This window comes from Lactobacillus corticis (assembly GCF_018327645.1).
Lineage (GTDB): Bacteria > Bacillota > Bacilli > Lactobacillales > Lactobacillaceae > Lactobacillus > Lactobacillus corticis.
Window position 1 is genome coordinate 123,361 of sequence record NZ_BMAY01000002.1, and the last position, 25,485, is coordinate 148,845.

A 25,485-nucleotide genomic window follows, 5' to 3' on the forward strand; every position below is an offset into this window, starting at 1 on the left:
TGATGCGGAGTGCTTTTTATTAAAGAAAGAACGACTATGGACAAAGAGAATACAAATATTATTGAGATGCGCCATATCGTTAAAGACTTTGACGGCTTCAAAGCCAATAACGATATCAACCTCACGCTCAGAAAGGGCGAAATCCTGGCGCTTCTAGGCGAAAACGGTGCCGGTAAATCTACTTTAATGCGGATTTTATCAGGCTTATTGCAGCCAACTAGCGGCGAGATTTTTGTTAAGGGGCAAAAAGTTACCATTGACGGCCCGATCGCTGCTCAAAAACTAGGAATCGGGATGGTTCACCAACACTTTATGCTGGCTGATGCTTTTACCGTTTTAGAAAATATTATTTTAGGGCATGAAACTACTAAAGGATTGCAGCTAGACCTTAAAAAGGCGCGCCAAGACTTGCTGGCCCTATCGCAGCATTATGGTTTGGCAATTGAACCAGATGCCAAGGTGGCCAACATTACCGTGGCCCAGCAGCAACGGGTGGAAATTTTAAAGGTCCTCTACCGCGGTGCTGATATTTTAATTTTTGACGAACCAACTGCAGTCCTAACCCCGCAAGAAATTACGGAATTTATCAAAATCATCAAGAATTTAGCTGCTGAAGGCAAATCGATTATTTTGATTACCCACAAACTGAAAGAAATTAAAGCCTCTGCCAATCGAGTTGCCGTTATTCGACATGGTCAGAGCATCGGGACGGTTAATGTGGCAGAAGCCAACGATGAAGAACTGGCCGAAATGATGGTGGGCCGCCACGTTAATTTCAAGCTGCAGAAAAAGCAGGCTGCGCTTGGCAAAGACGTCTTGCAAGTAAAAGATCTGCATGTCAAAGAAGACCGAGGAGCTGAAGCAGTTAAAGGCCTCTCCTTCAAGGTTCGCCAAGGTGAAATTTTAGGAATTGCCGGAATTGACGGGAACGGCCAAGATGAGCTAGTGGAAGCCTTGACCGGTTTAAGAAAAGTTGAAAGCGGCAAAATTATCATCAAGGACAAAGATATGACCAATGAAAAAGTCCGCAAAATTACCGAATGGGGCGTCTCCCACGTTCCGGCCGACCGCCAAAAATATGGCCTGATTTTGCAATTGCCTTTGTACGAAAATTTGGCACTGCAGACTTATTACCAAAAGCCCTATTCAAACCACGGCATCATGAACTTCAAGGCAATCAGAAAACATGCCAAAGAGCTGATTCAAAAGTTCGATGTCCGGACCAGCAGCGACGCCCTGAAGGCCAGCGAACTTTCAGGCGGTAACCAACAAAAGGCAATAATTGCTCGGGAACTTGACCGCAATAGCGACCTGATCGTGGTTTTCCAGCCAACTCGGGGGCTAGACGTTGGGGCAATTGAATATATTCATAAGCAGCTCTTAGCTCAAAGAGACGCAGGAAAGGCAATTTTGCTGGTTTCATACGAGCTTGATGAAATCATGCAGCTATCCGACCGAATTTTGGTTTTGCATAATGGCCAAGAATCTGGCGAAGTAAGACCTGATGACACGACCGAAAAAGAATTGGGTCTGTTAATGACTGGGATCAACAGAAAGGAAGGTGCCGAAAGTGCGCGTTAGTCCAAAAGCTAAGAATATTTTGGTACCGATTATTGCGGTAATCGCCGGATTTTTAGTCGGTGCAGTCATCATGCTGCTATGGAGCTATGACCCAATCGAAGCATATAGCTCGATGTTCCAAAGTGCCCTAGGCAGCATGAACGGCGTGGGTGAAACCATCCGGGAAGCCACACCACTGATTTTTACGGCGATCGGATTCCAAATCGCCAGTGCCGCCGGTTTCTTTAATATCGGTTTGCCTGGCCAAGCTCAAGCTGGCTGGCTAGCATCAGTTTGGTTTGCCTTAGCCAACCAAAACATGCCAAGCTACCTGCTCGTGCCGCTTGAAATTATTATTGGCGTGGTTGCTGGTGCCGTTGTTGCCGGGATCGCAGGCGTTCTCAGAGCCTATTTTGGGACCAACGAAGTGATCGTTACGATTATGCTCAACTACGTGGTCCTCTACTCCTGCCAATACCTGATGCAGCAAACCATGTCCAGCAAGTTGAGAATCTCAACCGACTCCACCAAAACTGTCGTTAACGGCAGCCTGCAGGTCGGCTGGCTGACTAAAATGTTTGGCTACTCGCGGATCAACACCGGGATTTTCATGGCCATCATTGCCCTGGTCATCTTTTGGTTTTTGATGAAAAAGACAACGACTGGTTTTGAAATTAAATCGGTTGGTTTGAACCCCTTCGCCAGTCGGTATGCCGGAATGTCAGCTAAGAAGAACATCATTGTTTCCATGCTGCTTTCAGGTGCTTTTGCCGGCATGGGCGGCGTGATTCAAGGTCTGGGTACCTACCAAAACTACTTTACCCAAACCGCCAGCGTTGATATCGGTTTTGACGGGATGTCCGTTGCCTTGCTAGGAGCAGGCAGTGCTTTAGGAATTTTCTTGGCCGCTTTGCTTTTCTCAATTTTGAAGATTGGTGGCCTGGGGATGCAAACTTTAGCCGGGATTCCCTACGAAATCGTCTCAATTGTTATTGCCGCCATCATCTTCTTTGTCGGCATCAAATACGTAATTGAACTGCTATTTAAGAACAAAACCCCTCAGACCATTGAAGCAACCGGTACAACCGGTACGGGTAAGGAAGGAGAAGCCTAATGAGTATCGTTTCTATGCTGGCTTTGATCGTTTCATCATCGCTAGTCTATGCTGCTCCGATGATTTTTACCTCAATCGGCGGAGCTTTCAGTGAACACAGTGGCATTGTCAATGTTGGTTTGGAAGGAATCATGACCATGGGCGCCTTTGCCAGCATCGTCTTCAACCTGACCTTTGCCCATACTTTCGGCAATGCCACGCCATGGCTGGGTGCATTGGTCGGCGGGATCGTTGGCTTATTATTCTCCATCCTCCACGCTGTAGCCACTGTCAATTGGCGGGCTGACCACATTATTTCCGGGACGGTTTTAAACTTAATGGCCTCGCCATTAGCAGTCTTCTTAATTAAAGCAATCTACAACAAAGGCCAAACGGAAAACATCACGGCCAACTTTGGTAATTTCAGTTTTCCAGTCTTAGCGCAAATCCCGATTTTAGGGCCAATCTTTTTTGAAAATACTTCTGCCCCAGCCTGGGTGGCAATAGTCTTAGCTATCTTTATGTGGTGGCTATTATACAAAACTCGTTTCGGCTTGAGACTGCGGGCATCTGGTGAAAATCCCCAAGCCGCTGATACTATGGGGGTTAACGTCTATGCTATGCGTTATGCCGGCGTCCTCATCTCGGGCTTTTTAGGGGGTGTAGGCGGCGCCGTCTTTGCCCAAGCGATCTCTGGCAACTTCTCTGTTTCCACGATCGTGGGACAGGGTTTTATGGCTCTAGCAGCAATGATTTTTGGTAAATGGGATCCAATTGGCGCAATGTTGTCATCGATTTTCTTCGGCTTTGCTCAAAGTTTAAGCATCATCGGCAACCAACTGCCAGGATTTTCACATATCCCATCTGTCTACTTGCAGATTGCGCCTTATGTCATCACCATTCTGGTTTTGGTATTATTCCTTGGCAAGTCGGTAGCCCCGGCAGCCGACGGGCAAAATTACATTAAATCGAAATAAGTTTAATTGAAAATTAGTTCAACAAAAAGGCGAAACCTGCAGGTTTCGCCTTTTTTGATTATTGCATTTTCATCATAGATGTCTATTTATTTTCCCTTCAAATTAGTAGCTGACTGCGTATGATTGACCAACCTTTTTAACTGGGATCAGCAAACTTTGTGCCTTGCTTTGTTTAGTAGTTGAAGTATTAAGCTTGTAGGTCCACTTAGCTTTCTTAGTTACAGCTGATTTAGCCAGCTTGAACTTAGCCTTAGAATTCTTGACTGCCACCTTCTTGACAAACTTGCCCTTACGATAAAGCGACAATTCACCCTTCTTAAATGAAGTGCTTATGGTATAAGCCGCATACTTCTTACCAGTAGATACATTTTGTACCAAGCCGCTTGGAGTTACATATTGACTAGTGGTAATCTTCTTAGTTGCTAGTGTCTTGCCTGACTTCAAGCCCTTCAAAGTCCAGGTCTTGTAGCCACTGATCTTAGTTGCTACAGTGAAGTGATGCTTCTTGTTTACCTTAGCAGTAGTCTTGCCCAATTTTACTTTGCTAATACCTGAACTAGCAGTACCAGATACCGTCAACTTTTTAGTTTTTGAGCTGTATGTTACCTTTGAGGTCTTTAAGCTGGAAGTTGCAGTCTTAGTAGAAGTAGAGCTGGAAGTTGATGACGAGTTGTAAGAAATAGTAGTTGCGATCCCATTTGCATCAACAGTAGTAGTACTATCTTGATCACTACTTGATTCAGTCCCCGGTACGTAAGTATATGAGGTTACAGTCACAATATTTTCCGAAGTACTTATTACATCTGAAGATATTGTTGTGGAGTATTGTTTCTTCAAACCTTTAACATCAGGAGTTTTAATTTCATAATATCGGTTTGAAGGATTCATAACAGATACACTACCCTTTGAATTGTGAGCTAATCCAAGCGCATGCCCCAGCTCGTGCATAGCTACATTAACTCGCTGAGTAGTTGTATAACCGTACTTATCTAACGCTGCACGGTTCAAATATACTTTATTGCTAATGATTCTTCCAGTCGATAAATCATACTGTGTATCAGTCCGACCAGCAACATTAAGAGTATTAGTATTACTATATGTGTTTAAAGTGGTCTTTGACGTACTAGTAATCTTTTTCCACTTAAAGCCATTATTAATCCAGCCTTTAGTTGCCTTGGCCCAGATTGACTTATATTTTGTCGACGTTGACAGCACATTATAGTTAGCCTTTTTGGATACATATCTCCAAGCAGCCCCGGGTGTTGTGCTTAAAGTAGACGCCGAAGCAGTTTGATGGCTAAAACCTATTAAAGCCGTAGTACCAATAATTAGTAATATACTTTTTTTAAAAGATTTCATGGTTTCCCCCTAAAAAAACACGATATCTATGATTGATTAAATTATACTCCTATTTTTTTGTCTGACAATACACATTATAAAATTTGATGGTGATAATCTTTTGCTATTCCGATTTTAAAAGCCTACGGACTTTTTTCTACGTAAAGTCAAGTGCAATCAGGTATTTTTCTTTTTAGATAATTTTATTTATTGTGCTTTTAAATCGAAAACACGATCACATTGTTGAGCTTGTTCAATGTTATGAGTAACCATTAAAATAGTTTTACCATATTTAGAACGCAATTGTTCAATCTGACCAAATGCCAATTGAGCATGACTTTTATCTAAAGCACCTGTGGGCTCGTCCGCAAGAATTATTTCTCCAGGTTTTAAAATAGTTCGAGCAAGTGCAACTCTTTGCTGTTCACCACCTGATAAACTAGTTACTTTTTGATTTAAAAGATAAGGAATCTCTAGCTCATTTAATACTTTTGAAATCATTTTTTCTTTATCTGAAAGGGACTTTTTTACAAAGTGCATTGAGAGAAGTAAATTTTCTTTGACGCTTACATTATCTATTAATGCAAAAGATTGAAAAAGATAATTGATTATATTTCGCCGCCATAAGGTTGCCTCTTTACTATTTATAGCAGGAAGTTTTTTATCTAAAATATAAATTTGACCACTATCGGGATTTTCTAATAAACCCAAAATATTAAGAAGAGTTGATTTTCCACAACCAGAAGGTCCAACAATTGCCACAAATTCTCCTGATTCAACTGTAAAATCAATATTGTTTAAAACAGTTCTTGAATCGAATTTCTTAATTAATTTGTGAACCTCTATTGCATGTTTTACCATAGTTACTCTCCCCTAAATAAATTAATAATTTGAGTGAATTGACTCCGTGAAATATAAAGATAAAATACTAATATTTGAATAAAATAATTAAGTAAAATCAGCGGTAAACCGATACGACTTTTGGCAACTAAAACAATAATAATTTCTATCAATGTAATGATGCTAATAGTTAATAGCGGTAAACGGTAGATTTGCCAAAAAGTAAATCCCAGAAACTTTTTAACAGCAACTTTTTGTCTGTTACTAGTTTTAAAAGTCATAGCTAAAACAATAATTAATAAACATAATATAAGTAATAGTAAAATCAAAGCTATACCGAACATCGCAATAGTCTGCCATAGAGTTTTTTGTTCACCATCAATATAGTTAGAAACAGCAGTATATTCAGGTTTATTATCATCTAAATGATATTTGACTAATCTTTGAGATGTAAGTACCTTTCTACGAATTTGTTTATTTTCAAACTTAAGATTGCTTTCTAATCCGGCAACTTGAATGCCTCCAATATCTACAAAAGTCATGTTATTGGGAGTAACAATATCAATAATTGGTGTTTTGCTGTGAGTTGGTTCGTTCGAATCGTTGTTCCATAGAAAAATATTTTTATTAGGGTGATAAGTGAATAAAGAAACTTGCTGTTTTTTGGTAAAAGTCGTTTGGACATCACTTTTGCTAATATCTTCAGTAAGCATATCTTTCAGGAAAATTTTCATTTTACTTTGTTGCTTTTTCGAATAGGTATTAGGAACGTAGAAAACTCTTCTTCCTTGTGCAGCTTGTTTTAGTGCGGAACGACTTGGAGAAAATCCAATTTTTTTAAGATAATTTGGTGATGCGGTTAAAATGGTAAAAGGTTGAGTCGGCATCTGTTTATATAATTCTCGATCTGAAAGCCATTCGCGGGAACCATAAAAAGAATTAACTAGATAAACTCCTTTTTTATTAGCAATATTTTTATAAAAATTCAACACGTCTCTATAAATCTGTGATGAAGGATCTCCAAAGGCTTTAATTCCATCGTCACCACTATCAATTTTTTTCAAAACCTCCATATTTTCAACTTTTCGCCATTGTAAGGCTTGCTGTGCATTAGCTGCAACTTCTTTAGTAGGTCCATCGATATAAATTGAAATACCAAGAAGTGAGCTACTAATTACAATATAAAGTCCAACTATGAAGGTATAAATTGTTTTTTTAGGATATATTTCTTTTATCAAGGAAATATTTTTAGAAAAAATAACTAAAAGAGAAGCAATGAGAAAGATTAATGTAAATAGTAAGAAACTTAACAGAGTAGCGATGATTGAATAGCTAAGAAACAAAACAAAAAATGATTTTCTACCAAAAATAGTCGCAAAAAATATAGAAAGAAATAATCCTATAACTACAACAAAAAAGGCAAAAGGCTTATATCTATTGAGTAATATTACTCTTTTTGACCATCCCAAAAGGACTAAAGAGCCAAATTCTTTGAAAGACGATAGTAAATTAATAAAGAAGAAAGCAAAAAGTCCGAGACTAGTAATTAATAAGCCTAATAACAAAAAAGAATAAAGTAATCCATTATCTTGAGCTTCACCTGAAAATGGGCTCTTAAAAGTATCAGCTTTAAGCGAAGTAATTTTAGATAATTTTTCAATAATAGAATTATATTCTTTTTCAGAATGTAGCCCCACTAACTGATACTTACCATTTAGCGTTTTATCAATTTTATTGAACTGTTTTAATTTATAAATTACTATTCGATCGCTGAACGGGAATTGATAAATAGGTGTCAATTGGTAAATAGAACCTTCTCCTAAGCCTAATGTTGCTTTTTCATTGTTAGAATGGAGTAATTTAATCACATCTTTTTTAGAAACAACATCCTGACCATCAAATCTAAAATCAACGTTAATGTTAGATGGATTGCCGTCTATCCCCATAGCAAGAGTATTATTGATATTTTCTTTTCTTAATAGCAAAAAATGTTTATTTTCAGCTTCTGACTCTAATAAAGATATGACATCGTCTTTTTTAGAATTAGGAATTCTATTTAAATATAAGCTATAATCAGTCTGATCGTTTAAATAATCTTCCCAGCTGCTTTCATATCGATTTGCAAGAAAAGAAATCAGAGTAACAATTAAAAGTATAGTTTGTAGTAGCAATAAAGCGTATCCAACCAAATGGGTACGCTTTACATTAATATATTTTTTCATCCCTTACAGTCCCAGTATGCGGTAGCCTTTTTTGTTGGAGAAATCCAAGTTGATGCTTTTGCTGTAACGCCTTTCTTTTTCCATCCAGAAAATACGCCATTAGCAGTGGAGCTGTGAGTATATCGATGACTTTGCACATTTGAATAGGATCTTACTTTTCCCCAATTTCCATGTTCCCAATATACAGGTGTCCTTTTGTAATAAACTGTATCTGCTAAAGCAATACTTGTTGTTGCTGTAGAAGCAAATAATACAAGTGGTAAACATAACAGAATTAGCTTCTTTTTATTTTTCATACTAAAGCCCCAATACAACTTTATTTGGGGCTATTTTAATAAAAAAATAGTTCTTTGTCAAACACCCTAAAGTACAAAGGTAGATAGAAACATGACGATGTTTTTATCTACCTTTTTCTTAACAATTGACAAATTGGCATAAACCAATTTATAATGGACTAGACCAGTATGAAGAGGAGGAAATAACAGTTAAATAAAATATAGTCAATTATAATCAGACATGACATAATACTCGCAGAAAGTAGAATGTGGGGCGAGTATTATGTCTAAAATATTAAAGCCAAAAGATATGGCTGAAAAATTGGGGGTTACAGTGCTGACTCTCCAACGTTGGGATAATAAAGGAATTCTAAAAGCCTATCGAACACCAACTAATCGAAGATATTATACAGAAGAACAATACTTGCAATATATTGGGATGTACGAAAATGTACAGGATCGCAAAACAGTAGCCTATGCTAGGGTTTCCACCTACGGGCAAAAGGACGACTTAAAAGATCAAATTGCCTTTATTCGTCAGTTTGTGAATGCCAAAGGTGTAATTCTTGATGAAGTTATAACTGATATTGGCAGTGGATTGAATTACAAGCGTAAGAAATGGAATCAATTGCTACAAGAGGTAATGGATGACAAAATTAAGACAATTTACATTACTTATAAGGATCGTTTTGTTCGTTTCGGATATGACTGGTTTGAACAGCTATGCCAACAACACGGCACACTAATCGTAGTTATAAACAACCCAGATACAAGTCCTAATCAAGAATTAGTAGATGATTTAGTAAGTATTATTCATGTATTCTCTTGCCGTCTATATGGTTTGCGAAAATATAAACGTAAGCTAGTAGCTGATAAGACTTTGAAAGGCGGTGAAATAAGTGATACGCACGGAGAAGGTAAGGCTATATCCAAATCAGATGATGAAAAAGCATCTCGATGAACTATGCGACTATCGTCGCTATTGTTGGAACCAAGGGCTGGCTTTATGGAATGATATGTATGACGAATCTCTAATTATGGACAACAAAAAACTGCGTCCTAGTGAAAGAAAAGTACGTAATATTCTAGTAGCAGAGAAAGCCGACTGGCAATATGCGCTTTCAGCACGGTGCTTGCAACTAGCAATTTCCGATTTGGGTAAAGCTTGGAAGAATTTCTTTGATAAAGCTCAACCAGACTGGGGCAAACCTCGTTTTAAATCTAAGAAAGCGCCTAGGCAGGGCTTTAAAACTGATCGTGCCAAAATTATTAATGGCAAATTGAGATTGGATAAACCCTACGGTGTTAATGATTGGGCTGACATTAAAATGGCTGGCGCAAAATCATTAAAGGGTGATCTAAAAGTTGTTTCAGTATTTCGTGAAAATGGTAAATACTGGGCTAGTTTACCGTTAGAAGTTGAAATAGCCAGCAAAGATAAAACCAGCAATAAAACAGCGGTTGATATTAACGTCGGTCATTTTAACTATACCGAAGGCAAAATTAATACTCTACCCGATCATTTAAAGAAGCTCTATAAACGCATTATGCATTATCAACGTCAGTTAGCTAAAAAGCGCTCTGTCAATGGAAAGAAAGCAACTCAATCGAATAATTACGTAAAGACGAGAGCCAAGTTACAGCGTGATTATCGGCGTGCTGCCAACATTCAGCATGATATTATTCAAAAGTTTACCACTAAGCTGGTTACTGATTATGACAAAGTCGTGATTGAAGATTTAGCGGTGAAACAAATGCAGATGAGCCATGTTGCGTCTAAAGGTTTACAACGGTCGTTGTTTGGTTATTTCAGACAGGTTTTAACTTATAAATGCCAATGGTATGGCAAAGAATTGCGATTGGCAGATCGATTCTATCCTAGCACCCAACGGTGTTCTCAATGCGGCTTTATCAAGACTGGCGCAGATAAAGTTGGTCTTGATGGCAACAAGCTGCATCAAACTAAACATAATGAATATATTTGTTATGCATGTGGTGCAGTTATGGATCGTGATGAAAATGCAGTTCAGAATCTTTTAGCTTTAGCATAAATTATACTAATGGGTGGGCTACACCCTAAAGCTATCAGAGTTGGTCAATGTCATTACCCCCTTGTTGGGATATGGGAATACTAATGTTGACGGTAGTAAATAAAATTAAGAAAGGAAAACTATATAATTCTTTCTCCAATATAATCAAATCTAATTCATGATTATATTTGTTCATATTTTATATAGCAGGAGACAAAAAATGAAAATTATCATTACTAAAGATCAAACTGAAGGCGGCAAGAAAGCTTTTGAAATTTTTGCTGATGGAATCAAGCACGGTGCTAAAACACTAGGTTTAGCAACAGGTTCAACCCCTATTACCTTGTATGAAAACATGATCGCCAGCGACTTGGACTGTTCAGCCTTAACCAGCATTAATTTAGATGAATATGTTGGCCTTTCTTTTGACAATCCTCAAAGCTACCACTACTTCATGCAAAAGCACCTATTTGACAAGAAGCCTTTCAAGCACAGCTATGTTCCTAACGGCATGGCAGACGATATTCAAGCAGAAGTTGACCGCTATAACAAGCTGATTGCTGAAAACCCAATCGACATTCAATTGCTAGGGATCGGCCGCAACGGTCATATTGCCTTCAACGAACCAGGTACCAGCTTCGACAGTTTAACTCACGAAGTTAAATTAACGCAGAATACGATTGAAGCAAACTCACGTTTCTTTGACAGCATTGATGAGGTGCCAAAGAGCGCAATCTGCATGGGCATTAAGAATATCATGGCTTCAAAGAAGATCGTCCTAATGGCCTTTGGTGAGCAAAAGGCTGATGCCATCAAAAAGATGATGGAAGGCCCAATCACTGAAGAAGTGCCTGCTTCAATTTTGCAAAAGCATCCAGATGTAACGGTCATCTGTGATCAAGCAGCAGCCAGCAAATTGAGCAAATAATTAACTAATATAGCTATCCAAAAAGGAGTTCCGCAAACTAAAGCTGGACTCCTTTTCTTTATCCAGTTTTATTATTTGTCGCCCAAATATTCTAAACAAAAGTTTTGACTCAAACTTAGCAATAAATAACGTCCAACCTGCTTGACTTTTTCACCTAAAGGCAAATCAAAAATATACTTGATTATCCCCCACATCTTGCATAGACTATATTGTTGTATTCAATATCTAGTAGAAAGAACGTGATGACAGTTATTGTTTTAAGCGGGCCAATTGGAGCCGGAAAATCCAGTTTAACCACTATTTTAGCCAATCATTTAGGATCTAAGGCTTACTACGAAGATGTAGCCGATAATCCCGTATTGCCTTTATACTACAAGGACATGAAGCGCTACACCTTCTTACTGAACACTTACCTCTTAAACAAGCGCTTGACTCAGATCAACGAGGCGATCAGCGACCCTAACCAAAACAATGTCATCGACCGTTCTATCTACGAAGATGCACTCTTCTTCAAGATGAACGCTGACAGTGGGATTGCCGATCCAACTGAATGTGATATCTACACGGATCTGGTACACAACATGATGGAAGATGTACCTGGAAATCCTCATAAAAAACCAGATTTGTTGATTTATATTGACGTGTCACTTGAAACTATGCTCAACCGAATTAAAAAACGTGGACGTTCTTTTGAACAATTAGATACTGATCCAAGTTTGAAAGAATACTATAATCGGTTGCGTACTTACTACAAACCATGGTACGAAAATTACAATGAATCACCTAAAATCAAAATTAATGGTGATGAATTCAACTTTGTGGAGAACAAACAAGACCAAAAAGCCGTCTTGCAGCTAATCGATCAAAAGTTGCATGATTTAGGCGAATTATAAGCGTCTTGGTTAGAAGGAATGTGATGACAGTTATTGTTTTGAGCGGGCCAATTGGAGCCGGAAAATCCAGTTTAACCACTATTCTATCGAAATATTTGGGAACTAAGCCGTTTTACGAAAGCGTGGACGACAACCCTGTGTTGCCGCTTTTTTATGAAGATCCCAAGAAGTATGCATTCTTATTGCAAATTTTCTTCTTAAATACACGTTTCCACAGTATTAAAGCTGCTTTAACCGATGATAACAACGTCTTAGACCGGTCCATCTATGAAGATTCGCTCTTCTTCCACATGAACGCCGATATTGGGCGGGCTACTAAAGAAGAAGTTGCAACTTATGATGAATTGCTGGAATCGATGATGGATGAATTAGAGCGGATGCCAAAAAAGCACCCAGATCTCTTAGTTCATATCGATGTATCATACGACACTATGATCAGCCGGATTAGAAAACGCGGGCGTTCATATGAACAGCTGAGCTATGATCCGACTTTGGAAGACTACTACAAGCGGCTTTTGAAGTACTACAAGCCTTGGTACAAAGACTATGATTACTCACCAAAGATCAAAATCAACGGTGACCAGTTGGACTTTATGGCTAGTCAGGATGATCGTAAGCAAGTACTAGATACGATTGTGGCTCAACTTAAGGATATGGGCAAACTGCCAGCTGATTGGCAGCCTGCTCCTGAAAATGTCAAAGCAGCCATGGAAGAATAAACATAAAATAGCGAACTGAGAAGTTTTGGGCTTCTCAGTTTTTTTCTTCAATCCATAGCAAACTAATCATTTCTGCTTCGCAAATAATATTCGGGTTTACATCACACTTATAAAATGCTAAAGTTGAATAGTTGACTTAATTAGTAAATCACGAACATTATTTCTGTGGAGGAACAGAATGGAGTTTATCAATAAATATTTCGGACTTGATGGTCTGCACACCAATATCAAGCGCGAATTCTTAGCTGGCTTAACCACTTTTGTCAGCATGTCTTACATTTTATTCGTTAACCCTAGCGTTTTAGGTGCCAGCGGCATGGACAAGGGAGCAGTCTTTACTGCTACCGCTTTAGCCAGTGCGCTTGGCTGTTTTATCATGGGGCTTTGGGCAAACTACCCAATTGCAACTGCTCCAGCACTAGGAATCAATGCCTTCTTTGCCTACACCGCCTGCATTGGCATGGGAGTTAAGTGGCAAACGGCTCTGGCTGCAGTTTTCGTTGCTTCAATCATCTTTATCCTGATCACTTTATTCAAACTGCGGGAAAAGATTATTGATGCGATCCCTGCAGATTTGAAATATGCCATCAGTGCCGGGATTGGCTTGTTCATCGCATTCTTAGGCTTGCAAGATGGCGGTTTGATTGTTAACAGCAACTCCACTTTAGTTACTGTCGGCACATTAAAGTCCGCAACCGTCTGGATTACTATCTTCGGCTTATTAGTTACTGTTATCTTGATGATCATGGGCGTTCCTGGCTCAATCTTCATCGGTATGGTTTTAGCCGCTGTTTTTGGAATTATTATCGGTCAAATCAAACTGCCAACTGCTTTTATTTCGTCAGCACCTAGTTTGGCACCAACCTTTGGCCAGGCTATTCTTCATATTAAAGATATAAACACCATGCAAATGTGGGTCATTGTCCTAACCTTCTTGCTGGTTACCTTCTTTGATACTACTGGTACTTTAATCGGTTTAGCACAACAAGCCGGTTTAATGAAAGATAATAAGCTCCCTAGAGTTGGTAAGGCATTAGCTGCTGACTCTACTGCGATGATGGCTGGTTCGATTTTCGGGACTTCACCAGTCGGTGCCTTTGTCGAATCAAGTTCTGGGATCGCCGTTGGTGGTCGTTCAGGTTTAACTGCTGTTTTTGTAGGAATTTTCTTCTTAATCAGCATGATCTTCAGCCCACTATTGAGCGTTATCACCACTCAAGTTACCGCTCCTGCCTTAATCATCGTTGGGGTCTTGATGGCACAAAACTTAGCTAAGATCAACTGGAGCAAGCTGGAAATTGCGGTTCCTGCCTTCTTGATTGTTTTGGGGATGCCGCTGACCTACTCCATCTCAGATGGTTTGGCTTGGGGGATGATCACCTACCCAATCACCATGGTTGCTGCTAAGCGCGGTAAGGAAGTCACGCCAATGATGTGGCTGCTGTTCATAATCTTCATTATCTTTATGTGGGTTTTGAATGTCGGATAATATAAGCAGATTAAAAGCGTAAGAGTTGTAATTGACCCTTACGCTTTTTGCATGCTCATAATTGTCTCCGGTCCAGCCAGCAGATTTTTCAAAATATCGATCGTCGCCCGTTTGGTACAACTATTACCACCCGATTGGCCTACTTCCATAATTACTCTCTTTCAAAAGTTCCATTTCTCATTGCGTTTGATAAATTGACGAATGCGCTATCAAATGTGTTCCCAGCTAAAGCAAGTAACTCGTCATATTTTCCGCTAAAGCCTATCTGTTTTGAAGATAAGTAATTAATTATGCAATTAACTTTTCCAAATTCTTCAACATCATGTGAGGTAACTATTGTAGGTCGATACTCGGATAATTTTTCTAGAAGATAAACAATTTTCTGTTGATTTTCGATATCTACACCCGATAGAGGCTCATCAAAAAGATACAAATCTTTATCAATTAGTATCGAAGAATAGATAAACACTAACTTTCTCTCTCCTCCAGATAATACTCCCAATCTTGAGGAAAGAAGAGGAAGAATATTTTGATGATAGATCTGTTTAATTTTGGGGTCTTCTTTGATCATTGGTTCAGTAGTTGAAAAAGACGTATACATTTTTAGTAGACTCTGAACAGTAACATCTGCGAAGAACGGAGTATTCTGAAAAACGTACATTATCTTTTTTTGAGGAGGTAATCCCGTTATGTTACCCTCTAATGGCTTCACCAACCCACTAAGAACATCCAACAATGTAGTTTTACCAACTCCATTTTTTCCAATGATTACATTGAGGTTTTCTAAAGAAAAGTAGCCATTAAAACCATTAAAGACTTTTTTATCATCGTATTTCACAGTAATATTTTTTAAAACTATTTTCATGCCTTTCTCCCCCTGTCTTGCAAATCAAATTTATTAAACGAGATGCAGCCTACAATTATATATACTATTGCGACTATAAATATGGATAGCAGTTTACTGAGATATAGTTTTAAAAACAGTTGAAATACTCCTCCAATGAACACATATGGATTCACCAAATAAAAAATATATAATGATCCTGATACTTTTAAATTTAATAATACTAGTAAACCCAGCAAAAGGGCTGTAGCAATAATTGATAAACTAGTTTGTCTTACTGGCATTAAAAGTAAAAAATTGAACCCTAAGGAAATTAGTGGAAAGACTATCAGTGTTGTTATCAAGAACACTATGAAAATTTTCAAGGAGAAATATGTGTACATAACCATCATAAAAATCGTGAAAATACTAATTTCTAAAATCACAATACCAGTTTGAACAAGCAAATTTGCAATATATATTGCCCACCTACTTCCACTAGCAAAATAATAGGCTTTGATAAAACCACTATCTCTAGTAGCAATCATTGGCATCGTAACACCATTTAATGCAGTCGAAACAATTATATAAGCGGTCATTGGCATAATTGTTGACGTAAATTCATATTCATTTGTAACATTCATTGATCGCTCTGCAATTATCTGATATATGACAGGAAAGACTAGCGTAAAAATTAAAGCCAGCTTGTTATCAATCGCTATATCAAAATAAAATTTAGTAAAAGCTTTCACCTTAGATATAAACATTGTATTTCCATCCACTATGCAAAAAAGCCTGCAGGATCCTTAACATTTTTACAAAGTTTCCTACAGGCTATCTTTTTATTTTTCTCTTTTATTGGCTGCGCCGGTAGAAATGATCACACAGCAACAACAATTCACGCTAACCCCTTTACTTTGTTCAATGGCAATCTCGGAATCATCAAGATTAGACACCATCTCAATTCCAAAGCGACCCTTTGGATCTTTATTTTCATAATGAGTTATCCGTTTTTTAGCTGTTGAGGCTTCCAGTGAGACAGAATTAAATTTTTCATTCGAACTCATCTTAATCTTCCCTTCTATCAAAAAATAAAATGCTTGCTGAAATAAATCTCGCCAACAAATGCATTTATTGACTATTATATTATCAGCTTTACAATTTACCAGTTTTTAATTTGCCATATTTGACACTTACCCACCATATATGGTTAGCAAAATTAAATATCTATTTCAACTTCAGTAAAACATGGTCGCAGAACTTATATCCGGTGTTTCTTAAAACATATAAATACATTTGCGTAGAATCCTTGTCCTTAGCTATATAGGCTTCATAGTACTTGGCTATTGCTTTGTACAAAAATAGCTCTGATTGATTGGGAAAACGATTAATTTTATAAATTGCGTTCTTAGCTAAATCATATTCTTCATTTTCAAGTGCAACATGAATAAAATTAACTAATATAGCACATAACACTTTATTTCTGTCTGAATCGTGATTAGATTCCAGGGCCTCTTTTACCAAAATTGAATTAACTATAAAGCTTAGATTCCAAAAATTATAAAGACGCATGGAACTGCAAAATAGTTCCAAATTTTTATTTGTCCATGTCTGTTGACTAAAAATCTTGTCCTTTATTTCCTGACGCTCTTCTGAAGTTAGGGTACTTAAATCATCGTTACCACTAGTTTCAATTAACTTAGTGTACAAATATGTTCTTCTTGAATATTGATTTTTATCTCGATAGACTTCATTGGTCAGTGTTGCCAGTTTATTTTTATCATTTTGATAGTAAGCTTCAGTCAATTGATCAATCATCAAATCATTCATGTTCACCTGGGTATTCACTGTAGTGCTATCTTGAAAGAAATAAACTATATCAATGTGATGTTGTTCTAAAAGTGCTAATAACATATCAGCACTGATATTATTTTCTCCCCTCTCTACCTTGGCGTAGTACGAGACAGAAACAATATCAGCTGCCATTTCTTTTTGGGTTAGTCCCTTTTCTCGTCTAATTTTTTTTAATTTTTCCCCTATACTCATAACGAGTCTCCTTCAATTTTTCTCGCCTGTTAACCCTGTACTTTTCGCCGTACCAGCCTTCCAACTATTCCGGCAACTAGCAGCCAAAAGATGGGCTTCAGTACATACCGGCCAATACTTGCATTTACCGCAATGATCAGCCAATCCAGCAAATCACTTACCGGTATCAATTCCGCAATAATTTTCAAGAACCAAGGATATTGGCTAACTGGGATAATCACTCCAGCTAAGATAATAATCGTTCCCGTGAAAATATTTACCAGCCAATAAGTGTTTTCTTTCTTCAAACCTGCTATTGCGCACAAGTAACCAATGATCCAACCATATGGGAGCACTAGGAGCAACTGCCCTATTAGATGAGGATATAACTGCATTTTTCCTAACCCACATAGGCCAATTGTGCCTAACACTAGACCTTTGGCCACCCTTTTTCCGTAGCCCTTCTAAATCTTCCGATCCGACAAATGGCATATGCTGCCCAGTATCAAGCAAATCCTTAGCCTGTTCCGTTTCTTCTAATAATTGTGTTGTTTTAGCAAAATTAGCGCTCACCTTGCAATTCAAAAGTTTATTCTTACCGGCAGGGGTAATTGCAAATGAAGCAACTTGCTCCTGAATTCGTGCAAAATCAAGTTCGTCATTCATCCATCTCAGTTCTTAAATTTATTTCTTATTATTATAGACGATTTTCATATATTTTTATAGACGATTTTCATATATTTCTATAATAAAAAGCCCGAGCCCTTTTTAGGGTTCGAGCCTAGATATTTTTTAGTTTTACATCTTACCCCATAGAATTTAGCACCGTGCGCAAGACTAGCAAGCAAGTTGCCACATAGATCCCGATTCCGGTACTAGTTTGAGCCGGTTTTTTTACTGGATGAAGCAAGACTACAGCGATTAGACTAGTGATAATTAACGCTATCAATTGCCGCCAATCAGTGCTCATAAAGGGCATGTGTCCCAGCCACAAGCAAGCCAAATATGGTAAATCCCGTTTAGCAAAAGCTGCTACTTGCCGACCCCAGGTTAAAGCTCTAACTTGAACCAGCAGTTCTAAGTCCAAGCGCTCTTGTTTAGGGACTGAAATTGCCAGATAATCATAAACCAGCATGTACCAGTTGCTAGCCAGCACAAAAATTTTGCCACTGACCCAACCAAAGTTCAGCTGATAATAATTTATGCCGTTAAGCAGGCCGCTATAACGCATTAAGAGCAACAACACCAAGCTCACGCCAACAAATTTCAAGTAAGTCTTATTCATGCAGCACGCCGTTTTCTAAGTGCAGCTGACGGTCATACTTCATCTCAGCTATGGTATCATGACTGGCTACCACAATACTTTTACCGCTACTGGTCAATTCATGGCAAAGCTCTGTAAACTGACCAATCCCTTCTTGGTCGATCCCACGTGTTGGTTCATCTAGCAAGATAATCGTTTGATCTTCCATCACTGCTTGAATGATGCCCACCTTTTGCCGCATACCGATAGAGTAGTTCTTAATTGCTTGCGGATCATCAGGATCTAATGAAAAGCGCTGCATCAATTGGCGGATCTTGCCTTCATCATAATGCTGATTAAGCTTGGCCAAGAACGCTAGATTTGACAAGCCGGATTCATATTCCAAGAAGCCTGGATTCTCAATTAAAGCTCCCAAATAATCATCGCTTCCCAGGGTTACTTTTCCCTGGTCAGGAGCCAGCAGCTTGGCGATGATTTTAAACAAGGTAGATTTGCCTGAACCGTTAATGCCTGAGATATGAACTAACTCGCCTGCATCAACCGTTAAATTAATATCCTGCAACACTAGCCGCTTTTTAAAGCTCTTTGAGACATTTTCAACTTTTAACATATTCTTTTCCCCATTCTGATTAATGCGAGTACAGGTGAATGTCCCGCCATAATTGATCAAAGTAAATACTGTATTTAACCAGCAACTGGTTTTCAATCATATAGTGGAAAACTAGGTTTAACATGATCGCTGCCAATATCTGCAAATAGGGGTGGGCTTGATAATAAATACCTAGTAGCAAGGTAGAAAGCACCAACATTACCACAATGTGCAAGACGATAAGCGCAGTTCCCAACTGCCAGCTGCCCAAAGTAAACCATGACCAGCCCACAACAATATATGGAATAAAGATCCCTAAAAATAAGGCAGCTGCGTTTAAAATGACCGCAGTCCAAAGACGCGCACCGATATCATTGTCACCGCCGCGTAGGCTAATATAGGGCTTCACCGTAGTAAAGTTCATTATTTCCTTGCCGGAAATAATGAGCACAAAGCTTTGCAGGTAAAGACTAAGCATATGCGGATAAAGATACACGTTTAGTACATCCTTTTTGTCCTGCGGATCAAAGGTCAGTAAAGCATTGGCAGAAGCCAAAATGCCCATCAGGAAAATTCCAATTAACCAGTAGTAATAATGGCGTTTTGTCTTGGTTGGAAGCATTGCTACCCTTCTTTCAATTGCTGCTTAAACCATAAGGTAACAGGAACCAATTCAACGTAAATAACTGATTGACAAAATTCAGGACAAACGTAAAAGTAAAACTAACTGTAAGTCCCTTTTTAACAAACATTGAATATCCTGTTCTTCGTGCAAAAAAAGCTCTCCGCAACATTCGTGCGAAAAGCTTTACTACTTAAAATATCAGCTAACTGCTATATTTGATCATTTGTCATCCCATAACCTGAATTAGCGTCGGTAAATAACAAAATATTCCGATACTACTACCTTTGGGTAGCTTTCGTCATAAGATAGCTGCTTCCTTGCAATATTTTTTGGGTACACCAGCAGACCAATAATATTGGAATTGCTAACTCAATCGGCCACAAAAGCAGCATCACAATTGCCGTTAACACCGGCCGCCCCAAGATCGCCGTTAAGCTGCTAGCTACTACAACCGCTGCTACTATAGCTGCATTGCCAGGAAGGTATTGTGCCAAAATCGCTGCTATTGCGAAGCTACAGATAATTGCGGGAAAAATCGTCCCCCCGCGCCAGCCGAAATAAAAACCAAAATTAGTCGTAAATGCTTTAATCAAGGCTATGCCTAACAGCACCCACGGAGACATATTAAAGGCCGTTTTAGCTAAACTTTCAATCCGGAACTCTCCTGAAAAAAGCGCATCCCTAGTAATCACTCCACAAATTGCCAAAATAATCCCCATAATTATTGCTTTAACAATTCGATTAGTCAGGCGTTCTGACACCCGTCCTGCTAATTTGCCGGCTTGGATAAAAAGCTTGCCGACAATGATTCCAACAATAATTGCCGGTATGACCATCCATAAATTTTCCCAGTGATAGACATAATGTGCATGGTGAATTCCTAATGGATTATCTTCTGGGAAAAGTTTGCCATAACCAAAATATCCCACAAAGCCAATTGCCGTAAGCAAAGTGTACAGAACTTTAGCTACTTTTTTGCCACCATATATATCGTAGACATGACGAGCAGCTGCCAATTCAGCTTTATCTAGCCGCCCCAGCCAAATAAACTTCAGCTGACTTAAAAATGGCATTGTGGCTAGTTCCTGTTGATGCAAATCCATCCGCTTAATGCGATCGCCCAGCCACACAATCATTCCTGTCAATAAGACGGTAGTGGATGCTTCTGGACCGATGCTTCCACCACCGGTAAGGGCTAAAAGTCCTAAGAGCATGGTCTTCCACCAATTCTGATAGGCAAAATGATTGGTTTTCTTCACTTCCGCCAGAGTTTCAGCAATCGTCAACGGATAGTCTCCCAGTTTATTGTTGAATAAGCCAATAACGATCCCAAAAAGCGGACAAAGCAAAATCGGCAGCCATTTAGCTGAAAGCCCCGCCGTTTCAGGGAAACTAGTCCACATTAATTCGATCAGACGATTTACCAAGTCCAAATAGCCAGCAGTAGCAAAGCCTAGAACAATACTGAAAAAGATAATATAAATTGCATGATTAAGTTTATATTTCAGCACAAAAAATACTCCTATCTTATTACTTAGCTAGGAGTATATCATAAATTTGATTTTTCTTGGGTTTCACGTGAAACTTTTACCCTTGTTTCTGCCACAGCTGCACGCCGCGTTTTAGCCGCGTCAGTCCATCTGCAACTAGTTTGCGCGGAGCGGCGACATTCATCCGCACGAAGTCGTGGCCGTTAGCACCATAAACATCCCCGGCTGATAAGATCAGGCCGGTTTTTTCACGCAAGAACTTGCTAAAAGCAGCTGAATCATGACTGAATTGGCTGATATCCAGCCAAAGCAAATAAGTACCAGCTTCCTTAGACACTTTAATCGGAGTATCCGCCAGTTCCTTTTGAACCAGCTGACGATTAATTGCTAAATAATCCAGCAAGTCATGATACCACTGGTTCGACTGGGTATAAGCAGCAATCGTTCCTGGAATAGCAGCCAAGTTAGGCTCGGCCAATTCGTCGCTGTTTAAGCCGCGGCTGACTTGTGCCCGCAGATTGCTGTTAGGCACGATTACCGTGGCCGCATGCAGGGCTGCCACATTAAACGTCTTGCTTGGCGACACGGCAATGACTGCATGCTGTTTTAACTCGTCCGGCAGACTGAAGACCGGCGTATAAGCTTGGTCAAAGGTAAGATCGCCATGAATCTCATCAGAAAACAGCACTACTTGGTGTTTAGCACAAAGACTGGCAATGCGCATGACTTCATCCCGGCTCCAGACATGGCCCGTGGGATTGTGCGGGTTGCAGAAAATCATCATATTGGTTAGCGGATCCGCCAGCTTTTCTTCTAAGTCTTCCCAATCAACGTGGTAACGGGTCGTTGCCTGATCATATTGCAGATCGCTGCTTAACACATGGCGTCCGGTATTTTCAATTGAATGATAAAACATGTTGTAGACCGGTGCCTGCACTAAGACCTTATCGCCCACATGCGTCAATCGCTTAACCGCCGAAGTAATGGCTGGGACTACTCCCGTGACAAAGATCATCCAGCTGGGATCAGGCCGATAGTCATGGATTTTTTCATACCAAGCTGCGACTGCTTGGTAGTATTCATCCGGGATCTCTTCGTAGCCAAAAGCTTTTAATTCCAATTTCTGCTTAATGGCAGCAATAATTGCCGGTGAAACTGCAAAGTCCATGTCAGCAATCCACATTGGCAACTCGCCGTCTTTAACCTGCCACTTAATTGAATTGGTACCCTGCCGTTTAGGCATTTGATCAAAATCAGTCATGCTTTTTCCTCACTTTACCGTAATGTTTACCTTGCTGGTATCTAGGTCAGGATCATCTTGAATTATCTCAGCTGATCCTTTTGCCTCAATTATCCCACTAATTGGATTCTTAATGCTGGTATTGCTACAGGTAAAATGAGCATCAATCTTTTTACAATATTCAAAGGCCAAATCTGTTTCCAGGACCTTGCAATTAATCAGTTTGATTCCATCTAAATAGCACAGCCCTTGGTGACTTTCGATAGTACAGTTGACAAAGGTTACATCTTTGCTGTTCCAAGCCAGGTATTCGCCATTAATCTTGGAATCATACACGGTAACGTGCTCGCAATTCCAGAAGGCATCCTTGGACACGAACCGGCTATTGTGAACTTCAATATTTTTAGCGCCGTCGAAGACATAGTTGCCAACCAGATCCAAACCATCAACTTTGATATTCTGACTGTTCATGCCAAAATAGTCGCCCCTGGCCTGAACTTGGTCAAGCACAATGTCGCTGCAATTCCAGAGCGTTTCATCAGCATCGGAAAAATGCACCTTATGCAGGTTAATTCCCTGTGACCGGCGGAAAAGCTTGGGTGCTTGCAGCGTACTATTATTAACGGTTATCTGTTTGGTATACCAGATCCCAGACCGCGACATCGTTTCAAAAATCGTATCATTAACGGTAATATTGCGACTGTACCACAATGGGTATTTCCAGCGAAAAACGGAGTTAACAATCGTTAGATTGCGACTTTCTTTTAATGGCGACTCGCCTTGGCCGAAAGTCGTATCAATTATTTCCGCATCCCGCACCTGGAACAGTGAACGCTCTCCTTCAAAGTATGCTCCTTGATATTTTTTCATCGTCACCCTCCTGTTCTAACAGCTTTTGGCTTAATCATAGTTGCTCTTAGGGAATATATCAAATAGTTATCTATTATTAACATTTATGCGCAAAAAGCATAATAAAAACTGCAGCCAAAACTGCAGTTCTTTCATTAAACTTCTCGGCTTAAAACTTCCCGTGCGCGGTCAGCTTCTGTAACCTGACCTGTGTAAAGCAATTCATCACCGAGCTCAATAATCGTGGTTCCGTGTGGTGAAATCCATTTACCATCACGCCGAATCCGGCTGACCGTCAAGCCGCCGATAAAGTCCCAATCCATCAAACGCTGACCAGCGTAGTTGGAGTTCTTAACCACCACGTCGTAAAGCACGCTCTTGGAATCGAGCAAGATATCGTAGAAGGCTGGCGACTCAATCAAAGCCCGCATCGCACTGACATGAATATTGAACATATTGAAGATTTCGATGCCCTCTTGTTTCATTTCAGCAATCCGCTCAGCACTTGGACTGTTTTGGTAAGCAATTACCCGCTTGACGCCATGTTTCTTCGCCCATTTGGCGACTTCTAAGTTCTTATCATCATTTTGATAGGCAACCAGCAGAATATCGCAGTCATAAACATTTGCGGCTTCGAAGCTTTCATCATCCCGCTTAAGCAGAACCATATCTGCTACTCGGCTCTTGTAGGTATTGTAGTATTGCTCATTAGTGGCAACCATTTTTACTGAATACCACTTATCATGAAGCTCTTGGGCAACCGGCACCGTGCTGACCGTGGCCCCAACGATCGTGACCCGTTCCTTGATCTTATCTTCTGGCGTTAATTCAAATTTCGAATTGAAGATGATCGGTGAAACAATACATACTACAATCGCAGCTAAAGTGAAGGCAGCCGACTGGGTTGAGGTCATCACGTTTAATTTACGCGCTACTTGTAAAGCAGGCAGCACAATCGTGATGGTCGTAGCAGTTAAAAAGCCCCCCGCAAGCGCATTGCGTTTGTTGAAAAAGCGCGCATAAATCACGGCCACCGGCATCTTAGCTAAGAAGAAGCAAATGATTAAGACCGGCACTAACATCAGTGCTTGGGCATTCGTAAACAGGCTAATCAAATCCAGTTTAACTCCAGTCATAATGAAGAAAAACGGGATAAAGAAGCCATAACCGATCGAGGTTAATTTATCCTTGGTTGATTCGCTTGGCTGCAACAATTTCATGATGATCCCAGCCAAAAAGGCCCCCAGGATGTTTTCGGCCCCAACAGTTTCAGCAACTGTGACCAGGGTGAAAATTAGGAAAAAGGCTAAACGAATGTCCACCTGGGTAGTTGATTTAGTAATCTGAGTAAACCACTGATATGGTCGTTTAAACCGCAATAAAAGCACAATCGCAGCGATGAATAAGAAGACAATCAACCACAGGGTGCCGCCATTTCCGCCATTGATTGAGGCATAAAAAGTCAATCCAAACAAAGGAATAACTTCACCGAAAACGGCAGTCAGGAGAATGGTCTGCCCAATTGGTCGATTTAGAATTTCTTTTTCCTTAAGAGTGGCAATAACTACTCCCAAGGCGACCGTACTAAAGATGATCGTTGCTAAAACCACATCCTTAAAAAGTCCGAAGGCGCGCAAGAGTGCTGCTAGAATTCCGGCAGCAACCAGGATACTAATAAAACCGCCCAGTGCTAAATAAAGCGGATTAACTTTTTCCTTTGGGCGCCCTTCTTCCTTCTTAAAGAGGTCAAAATTAATTTCCATCCCGGATAGGAACATCAGCAGAATCACACCTAAGTCTGCTAAAAAAGCCAACTGACTATTGTTAGATACTAGATGCAGGCCGCTCTTTCCAATAATTATCCCGACAATGATTTCAGCAACTGCAGTAGGTATGTTCTTGAGGTTAAAGCGCGCCATGACAATTGGAATGACCAGCGCCGCAAAAATCACAAGCAACATTGACAGTTGTTCCATAATTTCCTCCATTCATTTTGTTTGCATCTATAATAACAAAATATCTGCAAAAATGGCGGATAAAGGTCTTTGACTTGAAATGAAAAAATACTATTGACAAATTAATTTATTCTCTTTAGTATTAGAAATAAGTTAAGATAAACAGCGATGACGAGGAAAGTAGCTGCTGGCTTTTGGCACAGAGAGCCTTCATGATGGTGCAAGAAGGAGCAGAAGCGGGATGCGAAAATGGCCTCGGAG

General features: G+C 39.6%; 25 protein-coding genes. 9 read left to right on the forward strand and 16 right to left on the reverse strand.

Annotated elements, in window-relative coordinates; translation table 11 throughout:
* The first annotated feature begins 36 nt into the window (after nucleotides 1–36).
* The 3 genes from KI210_RS01880 to KI210_RS01890 are packed head-to-tail and all read left to right on the forward strand — an operon-like array spanning nucleotide 37 to nucleotide 3,630.
* Nucleotides 37–1,581, forward strand: a complete 1,545-nt coding sequence (locus KI210_RS01880) for an ABC transporter ATP-binding protein (RefSeq protein WP_212780196.1) — start codon at nucleotides 37–39, stop codon at nucleotides 1,579–1,581.
* On the forward strand, nucleotides 1,571–2,674 hold the full coding sequence (locus KI210_RS01885) for an ABC transporter permease (protein ID WP_246487302.1): 1,104 nt from the start codon (nucleotides 1,571–1,573) through the stop codon (nucleotides 2,672–2,674). The genes KI210_RS01880 and KI210_RS01885 overlap by 11 nt, the downstream gene beginning before the upstream one ends.
* Nucleotides 2,674–3,630 carry an ABC transporter permease gene (locus tag KI210_RS01890; RefSeq protein ID WP_212780197.1) on the forward strand — a complete coding sequence of 319 codons (957 nt, stop codon included), beginning with the start codon at nucleotides 2,674–2,676 and terminating at the stop codon, nucleotides 3,628–3,630. Before KI210_RS01885 ends, KI210_RS01890 begins: the two co-directional genes overlap by 1 nt.
* 102 nt (nucleotides 3,631–3,732) lie before the next feature.
* Here the strand turns inward: KI210_RS01890 and KI210_RS01895 are convergent, their stop codons facing one another.
* From KI210_RS01895 to KI210_RS01910, 4 genes are all read right to left on the reverse strand, one after another.
* Complete coding sequence (locus KI210_RS01895; RefSeq protein ID WP_212780198.1) at nucleotides 3,733–4,989, reverse strand: matrixin family metalloprotease; 1,257 nt, start codon at nucleotides 4,987–4,989, stop codon at nucleotides 3,733–3,735.
* A 186-nt stretch (nucleotides 4,990–5,175) separates the two neighbouring features.
* Nucleotides 5,176–5,829, reverse strand: a complete 654-nt coding sequence (locus KI210_RS01900) for an ABC transporter ATP-binding protein (RefSeq protein ID WP_212780199.1) — start codon at nucleotides 5,827–5,829, stop codon at nucleotides 5,176–5,178.
* A 2-nt stretch (nucleotides 5,830–5,831) separates the two neighbouring features.
* Complete coding sequence (locus KI210_RS01905; RefSeq protein WP_212780200.1) at nucleotides 5,832–8,030, reverse strand: bacteriocin-associated integral membrane family protein; 2,199 nt, start codon at nucleotides 8,028–8,030, stop codon at nucleotides 5,832–5,834.
* A complete protein-coding gene (locus KI210_RS01910; protein WP_212780201.1) occupies nucleotides 8,027–8,326 on the reverse strand; it encodes a lactococcin 972 family bacteriocin in 300 nt (99 codons plus the stop codon). Before KI210_RS01910 ends, KI210_RS01905 begins: the two co-directional genes overlap by 4 nt.
* Before the next feature lie 262 nt (nucleotides 8,327–8,588).
* On the opposite strand from KI210_RS01910, the gene KI210_RS01915 reads away from it, so the two are divergent.
* From KI210_RS01915 to KI210_RS01940, 6 genes are all read left to right on the forward strand, one after another.
* Nucleotides 8,589–9,266, forward strand: coding sequence for an IS607 family transposase (locus KI210_RS01915; protein WP_212780202.1), 678 nt, complete (start codon nucleotides 8,589–8,591; stop codon nucleotides 9,264–9,266).
* On the forward strand, nucleotides 9,247–10,356 hold the full coding sequence (locus tag KI210_RS01920) for an RNA-guided endonuclease InsQ/TnpB family protein (RefSeq protein ID WP_246487305.1): 1,110 nt from the start codon (nucleotides 9,247–9,249) through the stop codon (nucleotides 10,354–10,356). Before KI210_RS01915 ends, KI210_RS01920 begins: the two co-directional genes overlap by 20 nt.
* 199 nt (nucleotides 10,357–10,555) lie before the next feature.
* Nucleotides 10,556–11,263: a glucosamine-6-phosphate deaminase gene (nagB, locus tag KI210_RS01925; RefSeq protein ID WP_212780204.1), complete on the forward strand. Its 708-nt coding sequence runs from the start codon at nucleotides 10,556–10,558 to the stop codon at nucleotides 11,261–11,263.
* A gap of 239 nt (nucleotides 11,264–11,502) precedes the next feature.
* On the forward strand, nucleotides 11,503–12,156 hold the full coding sequence (locus KI210_RS01930; RefSeq protein WP_212780205.1) for a deoxynucleoside kinase: 654 nt from the start codon (nucleotides 11,503–11,505) through the stop codon (nucleotides 12,154–12,156).
* Between the two features lie 23 nt (nucleotides 12,157–12,179).
* Nucleotides 12,180–12,875: a deoxynucleoside kinase gene (locus tag KI210_RS01935; RefSeq protein WP_212780206.1), complete on the forward strand. Its 696-nt coding sequence runs from the start codon at nucleotides 12,180–12,182 to the stop codon at nucleotides 12,873–12,875.
* A gap of 178 nt (nucleotides 12,876–13,053) precedes the next feature.
* Nucleotides 13,054–14,364 carry an NCS2 family permease gene (locus KI210_RS01940; RefSeq protein ID WP_212780207.1) on the forward strand — a complete coding sequence of 437 codons (1,311 nt, stop codon included), beginning with the start codon at nucleotides 13,054–13,056 and terminating at the stop codon, nucleotides 14,362–14,364.
* Between the two features lie 151 nt (nucleotides 14,365–14,515).
* On the opposite strand, the gene KI210_RS01945 is transcribed toward KI210_RS01940, so the two are convergent.
* From KI210_RS01945 to KI210_RS02000, 12 genes are all read right to left on the reverse strand, one after another.
* Complete coding sequence (locus KI210_RS01945) at nucleotides 14,516–15,229, reverse strand: ATP-binding cassette domain-containing protein (RefSeq protein ID WP_212780208.1); 714 nt, start codon at nucleotides 15,227–15,229, stop codon at nucleotides 14,516–14,518.
* The gene (locus KI210_RS01950; protein ID WP_246487303.1) at nucleotides 15,226–15,969 is read right to left on the reverse strand and encodes a hypothetical protein; all 744 of its coding nucleotides are present in this window, start codon (nucleotides 15,967–15,969) and stop codon (nucleotides 15,226–15,228) included. The genes KI210_RS01945 and KI210_RS01950 overlap by 4 nt, the downstream gene beginning before the upstream one ends.
* A gap of 60 nt (nucleotides 15,970–16,029) precedes the next feature.
* Entirely contained in the window at nucleotides 16,030–16,254 is a 225-nt protein-coding gene (locus KI210_RS01955) for a hypothetical protein (protein ID WP_212780209.1), read from the reverse strand.
* Nucleotides 16,255–16,414: 160 nt separating this feature from the next.
* Nucleotides 16,415–17,233 carry a helix-turn-helix domain-containing protein gene (locus KI210_RS01960; RefSeq protein WP_212780210.1) on the reverse strand — a complete coding sequence of 273 codons (819 nt, stop codon included), beginning with the start codon at nucleotides 17,231–17,233 and terminating at the stop codon, nucleotides 16,415–16,417.
* A gap of 29 nt (nucleotides 17,234–17,262) precedes the next feature.
* Nucleotides 17,263–17,658 carry a hypothetical protein gene (locus KI210_RS01965; RefSeq protein ID WP_212780211.1) on the reverse strand — a complete coding sequence of 132 codons (396 nt, stop codon included), beginning with the start codon at nucleotides 17,656–17,658 and terminating at the stop codon, nucleotides 17,263–17,265.
* 359 nt (nucleotides 17,659–18,017) lie between these two features.
* Nucleotides 18,018–18,497, reverse strand: a complete 480-nt coding sequence (locus KI210_RS01970; protein WP_212780212.1) for a hypothetical protein — start codon at nucleotides 18,495–18,497, stop codon at nucleotides 18,018–18,020.
* On the reverse strand, nucleotides 18,490–19,086 hold the full coding sequence (locus KI210_RS01975) for an ABC transporter ATP-binding protein (protein ID WP_212780213.1): 597 nt from the start codon (nucleotides 19,084–19,086) through the stop codon (nucleotides 18,490–18,492). Before KI210_RS01975 ends, KI210_RS01970 begins: the two co-directional genes overlap by 8 nt.
* Nucleotides 19,087–19,105: 19 nt before the next feature.
* Nucleotides 19,106–19,687 carry a hypothetical protein gene (locus tag KI210_RS01980; protein WP_212780214.1) on the reverse strand — a complete coding sequence of 194 codons (582 nt, stop codon included), beginning with the start codon at nucleotides 19,685–19,687 and terminating at the stop codon, nucleotides 19,106–19,108.
* Nucleotides 19,688–19,968: 281 nt separating this feature from the next.
* A complete protein-coding gene (locus KI210_RS01985; protein WP_212780215.1) occupies nucleotides 19,969–21,201 on the reverse strand; it encodes a chloride channel protein in 1,233 nt (410 codons plus the stop codon).
* 76 nt (nucleotides 21,202–21,277) lie between these two features.
* Nucleotides 21,278–22,441 (reverse strand): MalY/PatB family protein, encoded by a 1,164-nt coding sequence (locus KI210_RS01990; protein WP_212780216.1) that lies wholly within the window; start codon nucleotides 22,439–22,441, stop codon nucleotides 21,278–21,280.
* Between the two features lie 9 nt (nucleotides 22,442–22,450).
* Complete coding sequence (locus KI210_RS01995) at nucleotides 22,451–23,290, reverse strand: DUF3737 family protein (protein ID WP_212780217.1); 840 nt, start codon at nucleotides 23,288–23,290, stop codon at nucleotides 22,451–22,453.
* 134 nt (nucleotides 23,291–23,424) lie between these two features.
* Nucleotides 23,425–25,245 carry a monovalent cation:proton antiporter family protein gene (locus tag KI210_RS02000; protein ID WP_212780218.1) on the reverse strand — a complete coding sequence of 607 codons (1,821 nt, stop codon included), beginning with the start codon at nucleotides 25,243–25,245 and terminating at the stop codon, nucleotides 23,425–23,427.
* Between the last annotated feature and the right edge of the window lie 240 nt (nucleotides 25,246–25,485).

What these genes read in the sequence shown, in the direction of transcription:
- KI210_RS01895 (WP_212780198.1), bottom strand. Translation starts at nt 4,989, where the DNA reads ATGAAATCTTTTAAAAAAAGTATATTACTAATTATTGGTACTACGGCT.
- KI210_RS01975 (WP_212780213.1), bottom strand. Translation starts at nt 19,086, where the DNA reads ATGTTAAAAGTTGAAAATGTCTCAAAGAGCTTTAAAAAGCGGCTAGTG.
- KI210_RS01945 (WP_212780208.1), bottom strand. Translation starts at nt 15,229, where the DNA reads ATGAAAATAGTTTTAAAAAATATTACTGTGAAATACGATGATAAAAAA.
- KI210_RS01880 (WP_212780196.1), top strand. Translation starts at nt 37, where the DNA reads ATGGACAAAGAGAATACAAATATTATTGAGATGCGCCATATCGTTAAA.
- KI210_RS01970 (WP_212780212.1), bottom strand. Translation starts at nt 18,497, where the DNA reads ATGAATAAGACTTACTTGAAATTTGTTGGCGTGAGCTTGGTGTTGTTG.
- KI210_RS01980 (WP_212780214.1), bottom strand. Translation starts at nt 19,687, where the DNA reads ATGCTTCCAACCAAGACAAAACGCCATTATTACTACTGGTTAATTGGA.
- KI210_RS01935 (WP_212780206.1), top strand. Translation starts at nt 12,180, where the DNA reads ATGACAGTTATTGTTTTGAGCGGGCCAATTGGAGCCGGAAAATCCAGT.
- nagB (WP_212780204.1), top strand. Translation starts at nt 10,556, where the DNA reads ATGAAAATTATCATTACTAAAGATCAAACTGAAGGCGGCAAGAAAGCT.
- KI210_RS01905 (WP_212780200.1), bottom strand. Translation starts at nt 8,030, where the DNA reads ATGAAAAAATATATTAATGTAAAGCGTACCCATTTGGTTGGATACGCT.
- KI210_RS01910 (WP_212780201.1), bottom strand. Translation starts at nt 8,326, where the DNA reads ATGAAAAATAAAAAGAAGCTAATTCTGTTATGTTTACCACTTGTATTA.
- KI210_RS01940 (WP_212780207.1), top strand. Translation starts at nt 13,054, where the DNA reads ATGGAGTTTATCAATAAATATTTCGGACTTGATGGTCTGCACACCAAT.
- KI210_RS01955 (WP_212780209.1), bottom strand. Translation starts at nt 16,254, where the DNA reads ATGAGTTCGAATGAAAAATTTAATTCTGTCTCACTGGAAGCCTCAACA.
- KI210_RS01890 (WP_212780197.1), top strand. Translation starts at nt 2,674, where the DNA reads ATGAGTATCGTTTCTATGCTGGCTTTGATCGTTTCATCATCGCTAGTC.
- KI210_RS01900 (WP_212780199.1), bottom strand. Translation starts at nt 5,829, where the DNA reads ATGGTAAAACATGCAATAGAGGTTCACAAATTAATTAAGAAATTCGAT.
- KI210_RS01920 (WP_246487305.1), top strand. Translation starts at nt 9,247, where the DNA reads ATGAAAAAGCATCTCGATGAACTATGCGACTATCGTCGCTATTGTTGG.
- KI210_RS01995 (WP_212780217.1), bottom strand. Translation starts at nt 23,290, where the DNA reads ATGAAAAAATATCAAGGAGCATACTTTGAAGGAGAGCGTTCACTGTTC.
- KI210_RS01960 (WP_212780210.1), bottom strand. Translation starts at nt 17,233, where the DNA reads ATGAGTATAGGGGAAAAATTAAAAAAAATTAGACGAGAAAAGGGACTA.
- KI210_RS01990 (WP_212780216.1), bottom strand. Translation starts at nt 22,441, where the DNA reads ATGACTGATTTTGATCAAATGCCTAAACGGCAGGGTACCAATTCAATT.
- KI210_RS02000 (WP_212780218.1), bottom strand. Translation starts at nt 25,245, where the DNA reads ATGGAACAACTGTCAATGTTGCTTGTGATTTTTGCGGCGCTGGTCATT.
- KI210_RS01915 (WP_212780202.1), top strand. Translation starts at nt 8,589, where the DNA reads ATGTCTAAAATATTAAAGCCAAAAGATATGGCTGAAAAATTGGGGGTT.